This window comes from Pseudomonas reidholzensis, assembly GCF_900536025.1.
Classification (GTDB): Bacteria; Pseudomonadota; Gammaproteobacteria; order Pseudomonadales; family Pseudomonadaceae; genus Aquipseudomonas; species Aquipseudomonas reidholzensis.
On record NZ_UNOZ01000002.1, the window covers coordinates 642,030 to 652,901 of the forward strand.

Consider the following 10,872-nt stretch of genomic DNA (forward strand, 5'->3'; position numbering starts at 1 on the left):
CCTAGAGGCGGTAGGTGCTCTTGGTCATGACCTTGGCCATCAGGCTCATGCCGAAACGTACAGGCGCCGGGAAGCGATAGCCGCCGGCCTCCAGGGCAGAGTCGGCGTGCTGCGCTTCATCGACGCGCATCTGCTCGAGAATCGCCCGCGATTTTTCGTCTTCGGCCGGCAGTTGCTCGAGGTGCTCGTCGAGGTGCTTGCACACCTGATGTTCGGTGGCGGCGACGAAGCCCAGGCTGACCTTGTCGCTGACCAGGCCGGCGAGCGCGCCGATGCCGAACGACATGCCATAGAACAGTGGGTTGAGTACGCTGGGGTGGCTGTTCAGCTGGCGAATGCGCTGCTCGCACCAGGCCAGGTGGTCGATCTCTTCTTCGGCGGCGTGTTCCATCGCCTTGCGCACCTGCGGCAGCTTGGCGGTCAGGGCCTGACCCTGATAAAGCGCCTGGGCGCACACTTCACCGGTATGGTTGATGCGCATCAGGCCTGCGATATGACGGGTCTGCGCCTCGTCCAGGTCGGCGTCCGGCTGGATGATCGCCGGGGAGGGGCGGGAAGGTTGGCCGCTGAAGGGCAGCAAGGTGCGCATGGCGGTATCGGCCTGCAGCAACAAGCGGTCGAGCGGCGAATAGTGACGTTCGGTAGCCATCGGGCACCTCCGCAAGAGTGATGCCCGACAGTTTACCGCAATCCCCTGACCGGGGCTTGCCTTGGATCAGCCCGGTGGCCAGTGCATCTGGCGTTGGCCGAGCACGTGCATGTGAATGTGGTAGACCGTCTGGCCACCCAATTCGTTGCAGTTCATGACCACGCGGAAGCCGTCTTCACAGCCCAGCTCTTTGGCCAGACGCTGAGCGGTGAACAGGATGTGGCCGGCCACGCCCTTGTCTTCCTCGGTCAGGTCATTGAGGGTACGGATAGGCTTTTTCGGGATGACCAGAAAATGCACGGGCGCCTGCGGGGCGATATCGTGGAAGGCCAGAACCTGGTCGTCCTCGTAGATGATCTTGGCCGGGATCTCCCGGTTGATGATCTTGGTGAAGAGAGTCTCCACAGCACTTGCTCCAGGGTGAGGGTCCGGGCCGAGTGTACCCAGCGCGGCGCCACTCGCCCAGCGCTATTGCGCGTCGAGTGGGCAGTAGCGCCGGTTGATCGCCCCGGCCAGCTTGCGTGCCAGCCAGCGGGGCAGCAGCCGCGGCAACCAGGCCAGCCAGCGGTTGCGCCGGCCGGGCATGATCAGCGCACGGTTCTTGTCCAGCGCGCGCACGGTGTACAGCGCCACCTCTTGCGGGCTCAGGCAGCGCTGGCCGCCTTCGAGCCGCGGGATGCGTCGTTTGGCCGAGCGCACCGGGCCAGGGCAGAGCGCCGACACCTTGATCCCGGTGCGCCCGAGCTCTTCGCGCAGCGCCTCGGAGAAGCTCACCACATAGGCCTTGCTGGCGGCATAACAGGCCATCCATGGGCCCGGGGCGGCACTGGCGAGTGATGCCACATTGAGGATCTGCCCGCCGCCTTGTACGGCCATCAGGTTGCCGATCGCGTGGCAGAGGCGGGTCAGGGCGAGAATATTGACCTCGAGCAGGTCTTGCTCGTCGGCCCACTCATGGGCCAGGAACGGGCCGTAGGTGCGTTGCCCCGCGCAGTTCACCAGCAGGTCGATGCGCCGTTCGCCTTCTTCGAGCTCGAGCACGAAGCCCGACAGCCGCAGCGGCTGGCTGAGGTCGCAGGCGCGCAACAGCACCTCGACGCCAAAGCGCTGGGTCAGCTCGATGGCCAGCGGCTCCAGGGTCTCTCGATGACGTGCCACCAGGATCAGGTTGCGCCCGCGCCGCGCCAGGGCTTCCGCCAGGGCCAGGCCCAGGCCGCTGGAAGCGCCGGTGATCATGGCGTAACGGGGCATGCAGGGCTCCTGGGGCGGCGAAAAAGGGCGCTTAGTGTACAGCTTGGCCAGGCAAGTTGTTGCCTTTTGCTACAAGGCTCGGACAGGCATCTGCTGGGTGCGCGCGAGGGCTTGGGCGTACTCGTCATGCAGCCGCTCGATCAGCGCTGCGGTGCTCGGCAGGTCATGAATATCGCCGACGCCCTGGCCGGCCGACCAGACGGTCTTCCAGGCCTTGGCCTCTTCATCCAGAGGCTTGAGCCGGACCTGCTCAGGGCTGGCCTTGAGGCTCGCCATGTCATAACCGGCCTGCTCCAGGCTCTGGCGCAGGAAGCTCGCCGGTACGCCGGACACGGCGGGGGTGTGGACGATGTCGGCGGCACGCGCCTTCATCAGCATGTGCTTGTAGGCGTCGGGCGCCTGGCTTTCCTCGGTGGCGATGAAGCGGGTGCCCATGTAGGCCAGGTCAGCGCCCAGTACCTGGGCGGCGAGAATCTCGTGGCCATGGTTGATGCAGCCTGCCAGCAGCAGGGTCTTGTCGAAGAACTGGCGGATCTCGGCGGCCAGGGCGAACGGGCTGCAGGTGCCGGCATGGCCGCCGGCCCCCGCCGCCACCGCGATCAACCCGTCGACACCAGCCTCGGCGGCTTTCTCGGCGTGGCGGCGGGTGGTCACGTCATGCAACACCAGCCCGCCATAGCTGTGCACCGCGTCGACCACTTCCTTCACCGCGCCAAGGCTGGTGATGACGATCGGCACGCGGTGCTCGACGCACAGGGCCAGGTCGGCCTGCAGGCGCGGGTTGCTCGGGTGCACGATCAGGTTGACCGCATAGGGCGCTGGCGCCGCCAGGCGGGCCAGGCCTGTTTCGATCTCTTCGAGCCAGCGCTTGAAGCCAGCGCTGTCGCGCTGGTTGAGGGCCGGGAAACTGCCCACCACCCCCTTGCCACAACAGGCCAGGACCAGCTGCGGGTTGGAGATCAGGAACATCGGCGCGACCACCACCGGCAGGCGCAGGCGTTGTTCGAGCTGGGCGGGCAATGACATGGCAGAACTCCTGTAGGGGTGCGGGTGTGCTCAGAACGGTTTGACCACCACCAGAATCACGATGCCGAGCAGGATCACCACCGGCACTTCGTTGAACCAGCGGTAGAACACGTGGCTGCGGGTGTTGGTGCCAAGGGCGAAGCGCTTGCGCTGAGCCCCGCACATGTGATGGTAGCCGGTCAGCAGGATCACCAGGGTGAGCTTGGCGTGCAGCCAGCCCTGGCTCATCCAGCCTGGGGTGAGGTAGAGCATCCAGAGGCCGAAGACAAAGGTGGCGATCATCGCCGGGTTCATGATGCCGCGGTACAGCTTGCGCTCCATGGTGATGAAGCGTTCCTGGCTGATGCTGTCCTGGCTCTGGGCGTGATAGACGAACAGTCGCGGCAGGTAGAACAGGCCGGCGAACCAGCAGACCACGCTGACGATATGCAGCGCTTTGATCCATAGGTAAAGCATGGAGGGTGTTCCTTCAGGTTTTCACGGTCGTCAGATAGTAGAGGTGAAGCGCCCCGAGGTGCATCCCAAGAGTTGTTACAGGCGGCTTGCGCCCCTATTATCGTGCGCTTTCCAGTCGGATCGTTGATAAGGGGCAAGCGTTATGATCAAGGTCGGTATCGTCGGCGGCACGGGCTACACCGGTGTCGAACTGTTGCGCCTGCTGGCGCAGCATCCTCAGGCCGAAGTGGCGGTCATCACCTCGCGCTCCGAAGCGGGCGTTGCCGTTGCCGACATGTACCCGAACCTGCGCGGCCACTATGACGGCCTGGCGTTCAGCGTGCCCGACAGCAAGGCCCTGGCTGCCTGCGACGTGGTGTTCTTCGCCACCCCGCACGGCGTTGCCCATGCCCTGGCTGGCGAGTTGCTGGCGGCGGGCACCAAGGTCATCGACCTGTCGGCTGACTTCCGCCTGCAGGACGCGGTCGAGTGGGGCAAGTGGTACGGCCAGCCGCACGGCGCACCAGAGCTGCTCAAGGACGCGGTCTACGGCCTGCCGGAAGTCAACCGCGAGAAGATCCGCACGGCGCGCCTGATCGCTGTGCCGGGTTGCTACCCGACCGCCACCCAGCTGGGCCTGCTGCCGCTGCTCGAAGCCGGCCTGGCCGACCCTTCGCGGCTGATCGCCGACTGCAAGTCCGGGGTCAGCGGTGCCGGCCGTGGTGCCGCAGTGGGCTCGCTGTTCTGCGAGTCGGGCGAAAGCATGAAGGCCTATGCGGTCAAGGGTCACCGTCACCTGCCGGAAATCAGCCAGGGCCTGCGCCAGGCTGCTGGCCAGGACATCGGCCTGACCTTCGTGCCGCACCTGACGCCGATGATCCGTGGCATCCACGCGACCCTGTACGCCACCGTCGCCGATACCTCGGTCGACCTCCAGGCGCTGTTCGAGAAGCGCTATGCAGACGAACCGTTCGTCGACGTGATGCCGGCCGGCAGCCACCCGGAAACCCGCAGTGTGCGTGGCGCCAACGTCTGCCGCATCGCCGTGCACCGGCCACAGGGCGGTGACCTGGTGGTGGTGTTGTCGGTGATCGACAACCTGGTCAAAGGCGCGTCCGGCCAGGCGGTGCAGAACCTCAACATCCTGTTCGGCCTCGACGAGCGTATGGGCCTGTCGCACGCTGGCTTGTTGCCGTAAGCGCTGGTGTGATGAAAAGGCCCGCCCAGTGCGGGCCTTTTTATTGGGCGCGACTAAAGCCGCACAATTGTTGACCGATTTTCTCGGAGAAGCGGATAATGCGCGTCATCGAGTTTTATGGCGGCACTGCGCCGGGAGAGTCAACATGAGCGTCGAATCCTTCACCCCCACGGCTTTGGAGTTCACCCAAGGTGCTGCACATAAGGTGAAGACCCTGGTCAGCGAAGAGGGCAATGCTCGCCTGAAGTTGCGTGTGTTCGTGACGGGCGGCGGCTGCTCGGGCTTCCAGTACGGTTTCACCTTTGATGAAGACGTGGCCGAAGACGACACCATCGTCGAGCGCGAAGGCGTTGCGCTGGTGGTCGATCCGATGAGCTACCAGTACCTGGCCGGTGCCGAAGTGGACTACCAGGAAGGTCTGGAAGGCTCGCGCTTCGTGATCAAGAACCCCAACGCAGCGACCACCTGCGGCTGCGGCTCTTCGTTCTCGATCTGAGACCAGGCCGGGACTTGAAAAAACGCCGCGCAATTGCGCGGCGTTTTGCATTCTGGCGGGTGCTTCAGGCCGGGTAGATCGCGCCGAGAATGCGCAAGCCCTTGGCCGCGGTGACGCTGGGGCGGTTGGCAGGGATGCGCTCCAGGCAGCAATGCGCCAGCCAGGCAAATGCCATGGCCTCGACCCAGTCTGGATCGATGCCATACGCGGCGGTGCTGGCGACCTGGGTAGCGGGCAGAAGCTCGGCCAGGCGCCGCATCAGCGCGCCGTTGCGCGCACCACCGCCGCACACCAGCAGTGCTTGAGTGCCGGGCTGGGCGTTGCTCAGCGAGTCGACGATGCTGCGTGCGGTCAGTTCCAGCAGCGTTGCCTGCACATCCTCGTCGCGGTAGCTCGCCAGCGCGCTCAGATGGCCATCCAGCCAGGGCAGGTTGAACACCTCGCGGCCGGTGCTCTTCGGGCCGCTGCCGGCGAAGAACGGGTCGGCCAGCAATCTGCCGAGCAGCTCATCGATCACCTGGCCGCGCGCGGCCCAGGCGCCATCGGCGTCGAAAGGCAGGCCACGCTTGCGCTCGATCCAGGCATCCAGCAGGACGTTGCCTGGGCCGCAGTCGAAACCATGTACCGGGGTCACGGGGTCGATCAGGCTGAGGTTGCTGAAGCCACCGACGTTGAGCACCGCCAGGCGCTGGCCGAGGTGGCTGAACAGCGCGTCATGGAAGGCCGGCACCAGTGGCGCGCCCTGGCCGCCAGCGGCCACGTCACGCCGGCGGAAATCGCCGACCACGCAGATACCGGTGAGCTCGGCCAGCAACGCCGGGTTGCCAATCTGCACGGTGAAGCCGCGGGCCGGTTCGTGGCGCACGGTCTGGCCATGGCTGCCGATCGCGCGGATCGCCTCGGCGGGCACGCCTTGGGCGGCCAGCAGGTGGGCAATGCCTTCGGCGGCGAGGGTCGCCCAGCGGTTCTCCGCCAGGCAGGCGCGGGCAATCTCGTCCGGGCCGCTGGCGCACAGGCCGAGCAGTTCCTGGCGCAGGTCGGCAGGCATGGGGATGTAGTGAGTGGCGAGCAGCCGCAGCTGCTCATCCTGTTCGATCAGGGCAATGTCCAGGCCATCGAGGCTGGTCCCGGACATCACACCTATATAGAGCACCATGGCCTCAGCGCTTGTTGGCGGCGAGGAGGGTGGCCTTTTCCTGATCCATACGGGCGATCAGGGGCTGGCTCTGCTGGTTGAAGCGCTGACGCTCGGCCTTGGCGATCGGGTCAGCCATCGGCACTTTCTGGCTCAACGGGTCGACGTGCACGCCATTGACCTGGAACTCGTAGTGCAGGTGCGGGCCGGTCGACAGGCCGGTGGTGCCGATGTAGCCGATGATCTGCCCCTGCTTGACCGAGCTGCCGGTCTTGACGCCCTTGGCGAAGCCCTGCATATGGCCGTAGAGGGTCTTGTAGCGGTTGCCGTGGGCGATGATCACGGTGTTGCCGTAACCGCCACGACGCCCGGCCAGTTCGATCCGGCCATCGCCGGCCGCCTTGATCGGCGTGCCGCGAGGGGCGGCGTAGTCGACGCCCTTGTGGGCGCGGATCTTGTTCAGGATCGGGTGCTTGCGGCCGTTGGAGAAGCGCGAGCTGATGCGGGCGAAGTCCACCGGGGTACGGATGAAGGCCTTGCGCAGGCTGTTGCCGTCGGCGGTGTAGTAGTTGGTGTTGCCCTGCTTGTTGGTGTAGCGCACGGCGGTGTAGGTCTTGCCGCGGTTGGTGAAGCGCGCGGAAAGGATATTGCCGGTGCCGACCACCTTGCCGTCCATGACCTTCTGCTCGTAGACCACGTCGAATTCGTCGCCTGGGCGGATGTCCTGGGCGAAGTCGATGTCGTAGCCGAGCACCCGGGCCATGTCCATGGTCATGCTGTGCGACAGGCCGGCACGCTGGGCCGAGGCCGACAGCGAGCTCTTGATCACGCCGTGGGCGTAGGCCGTGCGCACCACCGGCTTGCTGATTTCACGCTCGAAACTGTAGCCCTTGTCGGTCTTGCTCAGGCGAATGGTCTCGAGGTTGCTGACCTTGCTGTGCAGGTTGCTCAGCTGGCCGTCCTTGTCGAGCTCGAACTGCAGCACCTGGCCATGCTTGAGCTGGCTGAACTGCTTGGCCTGCTTGCCGCTGGCCAGTACGTCGTGGACCACGTTGGCGGGCAGGCCAACCTTGGCGAACAGGGTCGAGAGGGTATCGCCGCGGGCAACGGTAACCTCGCGGTGGCCAGGGGCCTTGGCCTCGGGCTTGGTTTCGGCGGCAGGGGCCGCAGCGGTTTTTTCAGCGGGTGCTTCGGCATTCTCGATCTGGGCGAAGGGCGAGCCTTGCTCCGTCGTCGATTGCACCAGTGGGGCGGCGTTGGCTTCGTCCTGGAGCTGCTCGGCCGGGGTTTCCAGCTCGAGGTTGAGGGTGGTTTTCTTGGCTTCCACTTCGCTCGAAGGGAACACCAGCAAGGCCAGGCTGAGGAGAGCGGCAATGCCGCTGGCGGCCAACAGATGGCTTTTCGGATAAAGCGGTGGCGCTTTAGGCGTGTCGTTGGTCATAGGAAAAGTGACTTTGAAAAGGTGAAATGGAAAAGATGAATGACATGATGAAGATGAAATAACTGTATAAAATATAACCAAATCCATTTTCGCGCAAGGGCGCGTAGACGCCGGAACACGGCTTTCGGGTCACATCTCTTTGCCAAACTTGTATTTGATGGCCGATCTTGTATGGTTGGCTCCCTTTGAATCTGAGCCTTGCGGGTCTTTCTATGAAGTCGGTTGAAGAGCAGCTGGCGCTTATCAAGCGCGGTGCGGAAGAGGTGTTGGTCGAGTCGGAGCTGGTCGAAAAGCTCAAGCGCGGTCAGCCGCTGCGTATCAAGGCGGGCTTCGACCCGACGGCGCCGGACCTGCACCTGGGTCATACGGTCTTGATCAACAAGCTGCGCCAGTTCCAGGAGCTGGGGCATCAGGTGATCTTCCTGATTGGCGATTTCACCGGCATGATCGGTGATCCGAGCGGCAAGAGCGCCACGCGTCCACCGCTGACCCGTGAGCAGGTCCTGGATAACGCCGAGACGTATAAACAGCAGGTGTTCAAGATCCTCGACCCGGCCAAGACCGAAGTCGCCTTCAACTCCACCTGGATGGACCAGCTGACCCCGGCCGACTTCATTCGTCTGGCATCGCAGTACACCGTGGCGCGCATGCTCGAGCGTGACGACTTCGACAAGCGTTACACCACCAATCAGCCGATCGCGATCCATGAGTTCCTCTACCCGTTGGTGCAGGGCTATGACTCGGTGGCGCTGAAGGCGGACGTCGAGCTGGGCGGTACCGACCAGAAGTTCAACCTGCTGATGGGGCGCGAGCTGCAGCGCGCTTATGGTCAGGAAGCGCAGAACATCGTCACCATGCCGTTGCTCGAAGGGCTCGACGGCGTGAAGAAGATGTCCAAGTCGCTGGGCAACTACGTCGGTATCCAGGAAGCGCCTGGGGTGATGTACAGCAAGCTGGTGTCGATCCCGGATACCTTGATGTGGCGCTACTTCGAGCTGCTGAGCTTCCGCTCCATGGAAGAGATCGCGCAGTTCCGTGCCGACGTCGAGCAGGGTGCCAACCCGCGTGATATCAAGATCAAGCTGGCTGAAGAGATCGTCGCGCGCTTCCACGGTGAAGAAGCGGCCGCCAATGCTCACCGTGCCGCGGGCAACCGTATGAAGGATGGCGAGCTGCCCGAGGACCTGCCGGAGATCGAAATCAGCGCTGCTGAAGACATGCCGATCGCCGCCATTTTGAACAAGGCTGGCCTGGTGAAGAACTCGGCGGCTGCGCGCGACCTGCTCAGTGCCGGCAGCGTGAAGGTCGATGGTGAGGTGGTTGACCGTGGCTTCGTGTTTGCCATCGGTGCCAGCCATGTGTGCCAGGCCGGCAAGAAGGCCTTTGCCCGCATCACCCTGAAGACGGAGTAACGGCAGCTTCTATATAGGCATGAGCATGCTGCTATATAGAGCGTCGAAAGCGGGGAGGCCGAAAGGCCTCCCCGCTTTGTTTTTCAGGGATATGACGGTTTAGTGAAATTAAGGGTTGACGCCCTCTCGAATCCCCTTATAATGCGCCCCACTTCCAGCGTAGTTGGAGCGGAAAACTCCTTGAGTTTCAATGAGTTAGAAGTTTCAGGCAGTATGGAGGTGCTTCGATCGTCTAATCGGCAGCGGTGAAAAAAGGCAGTTGACAGCAGGTTGTAACGCTGTAGAATTCGCCTCCCGCTACGAGAGATCGCAGCGAGCCAAGTGTTTGAAGTTGAACGAGATTCTCGCAGAAAACTTCAAAATAAACGCTTGACAGGCTCTGAGGAAAGCGTAGAATGCGCGCCTCGGTTGAGACGAAAAGTTCTTAACCAACCGCTCTTTAACAAATTGAATCAAGCAATTCGTGTGGGTGCTTGTGAGTATGGTTTGATAGTCGCCAAGATTATCAGCATCACAAGTGGCCGCATGAGAAATCATAGTAGTCATTTGAGATTGCTGAGCCAAGTTTAGGGTTTCTTAAAAACCCAAGCAGTATTGAACTGAAGAGTTTGATCATGGCTCAGATTGAACGCTGGCGGCAGGCCTAACACATGCAAGTCGAGCGGATGAGAAGAGCTTGCTCTTCGATTCAGCGGCGGACGGGTGAGTAATGCCTAGGAATCTGCCTGGTAGTGGGGGACAACGTTTCGAAAGGAACGCTAATACCGCATACGTCCTACGGGAGAAAGCAGGGGACCTTCGGGCCTTGCGCTATCAGATGAGCCTAGGTCGGATTAGCTAGTTGGTGAGGTAATGGCTCACCAAGGCGACGATCCGTAACTGGTCTGAGAGGATGATCAGTCACACTGGAACTGAGACACGGTCCAGACTCCTACGGGAGGCAGCAGTGGGGAATATTGGACAATGGGCGAAAGCCTGATCCAGCCATGCCGCGTGTGTGAAGAAGGTCTTCGGATTGTAAAGCACTTTAAGTTGGGAGGAAGGGCAGTTGGTTAATACCTTGCTGCTTTGACGTTACCGACAGAATAAGCACCGGCTAACTCTGTGCCAGCAGCCGCGGTAATACAGAGGGTGCAAGCGTTAATCGGAATTACTGGGCGTAAAGCGCGCGTAGGTGGTTTGTTAAGTTGGATGTGAAAGCCCCGGGCTCAACCTGGGAACTGCATCCAAAACTGGCAAGCTAGAGTACAGTAGAGGGTGGTGGAATTTCCTGTGTAGCGGTGAAATGCGTAGATATAGGAAGGAACACCAGTGGCGAAGGCGACCACCTGGACTGATACTGACACTGAGGTGCGAAAGCGTGGGGAGCAAACAGGATTAGATACCCTGGTAGTCCACGCCGTAAACGATGTCAACTAGCCGTTGGAATCCTTGAGATTTTAGTGGCGCAGCTAACGCATTAAGTTGACCGCCTGGGGAGTACGGCCGCAAGGTTAAAACTCAAATGAATTGACGGGGGCCCGCACAAGCGGTGGAGCATGTGGTTTAATTCGAAGCAACGCGAAGAACCTTACCAGGCCTTGACATGCAGAGAACTTTCTAGAGATAGATTGGTGCCTTCGGGAACTCTGACACAGGTGCTGCATGGCTGTCGTCAGCTCGTGTCGTGAGATGTTGGGTTAAGTCCCGTAACGAGCGCAACCCTTGTCCTTAGTTACCAGCACGTTATGGTGGGCACTCTAAGGAGACTGCCGGTGACAAACCGGAGGAAGGTGGGGATGACGTCAAGTCATCATGGCCCTTACGGCCTGGGCTACACACGTGCTACA

The 10,872-nt window shown here is 62.2% G+C and carries 10 protein-coding genes and 1 rRNA gene; 4 read left to right on the plus strand and 7 right to left on the minus strand.

The annotated features are described in order from the left end of the window. Position 1: 1 nt before the first annotated feature. From coq7 to hemJ, 5 genes are all read right to left on the minus strand, one after another. Positions 2-649, minus strand: coding sequence for a 2-polyprenyl-3-methyl-6-methoxy-1,4-benzoquinone monooxygenase (gene coq7 / locus CCOS865_RS03015; protein ID WP_119137776.1), 648 nt, complete (start codon positions 647-649; stop codon positions 2-4). 66 nt (positions 650-715) lie between these two features. Then, positions 716-1,054 (minus strand): histidine triad nucleotide-binding protein, encoded by a 339-nt coding sequence (locus CCOS865_RS03020; protein WP_119137778.1) that lies wholly within the window; start codon positions 1,052-1,054, stop codon positions 716-718. A gap of 63 nt (positions 1,055-1,117) precedes the next feature. Beyond that, positions 1,118-1,900, minus strand: a complete 783-nt coding sequence (locus CCOS865_RS03025; RefSeq protein ID WP_119137780.1) for an SDR family NAD(P)-dependent oxidoreductase — start codon at positions 1,898-1,900, stop codon at positions 1,118-1,120. A gap of 69 nt (positions 1,901-1,969) precedes the next feature. After that, positions 1,970-2,926, minus strand: a complete 957-nt coding sequence (locus CCOS865_RS03030; protein WP_119137782.1) for an NAD(P)H-dependent flavin oxidoreductase — start codon at positions 2,924-2,926, stop codon at positions 1,970-1,972. 30 nt (positions 2,927-2,956) lie between these two features. Next, a complete protein-coding gene (hemJ, locus tag CCOS865_RS03035; RefSeq protein WP_119137784.1) occupies positions 2,957-3,382 on the minus strand; it encodes a protoporphyrinogen oxidase HemJ in 426 nt (141 codons plus the stop codon). 142 nt (positions 3,383-3,524) lie between these two features. Here hemJ and argC point away from each other — a divergent pair, with 142 nt between their 5' ends. Together argC and erpA are read left to right on the plus strand one after the other, a co-directional pair. Next, entirely contained in the window at positions 3,525-4,559 is a 1,035-nt protein-coding gene (gene argC / locus CCOS865_RS03040; protein ID WP_119137786.1) for an N-acetyl-gamma-glutamyl-phosphate reductase, read from the plus strand. 145 nt (positions 4,560-4,704) lie between these two features. Next, positions 4,705-5,055 carry an iron-sulfur cluster insertion protein ErpA gene (gene erpA / locus CCOS865_RS03045; RefSeq protein ID WP_119137788.1) on the plus strand — a complete coding sequence of 117 codons (351 nt, stop codon included), beginning with the start codon at positions 4,705-4,707 and terminating at the stop codon, positions 5,053-5,055. Between the two features lie 64 nt (positions 5,056-5,119). Here the strand turns inward: erpA and CCOS865_RS03050 are convergent, their stop codons facing one another. Continuing rightward, positions 5,120-6,211, minus strand: a complete 1,092-nt coding sequence (locus CCOS865_RS03050) for an anhydro-N-acetylmuramic acid kinase (RefSeq protein WP_119137790.1) — start codon at positions 6,209-6,211, stop codon at positions 5,120-5,122. A gap of 4 nt (positions 6,212-6,215) precedes the next feature. Next, complete coding sequence (locus CCOS865_RS03055; protein WP_119137792.1) at positions 6,216-7,631, minus strand: peptidoglycan DD-metalloendopeptidase family protein; 1,416 nt, start codon at positions 7,629-7,631, stop codon at positions 6,216-6,218. Between the two features lie 212 nt (positions 7,632-7,843). Between CCOS865_RS03055 and tyrS the strand changes: the two genes are divergently transcribed. Continuing rightward, positions 7,844-9,043 (plus strand): tyrosine--tRNA ligase, encoded by a 1,200-nt coding sequence (tyrS, locus tag CCOS865_RS03060; protein WP_119137793.1) that lies wholly within the window; start codon positions 7,844-7,846, stop codon positions 9,041-9,043. Positions 9,044-9,639: 596 nt separating this feature from the next. Beyond that, positions 9,640-10,872 (plus strand): 16S ribosomal RNA (locus CCOS865_RS03065); the annotation flags it as partial.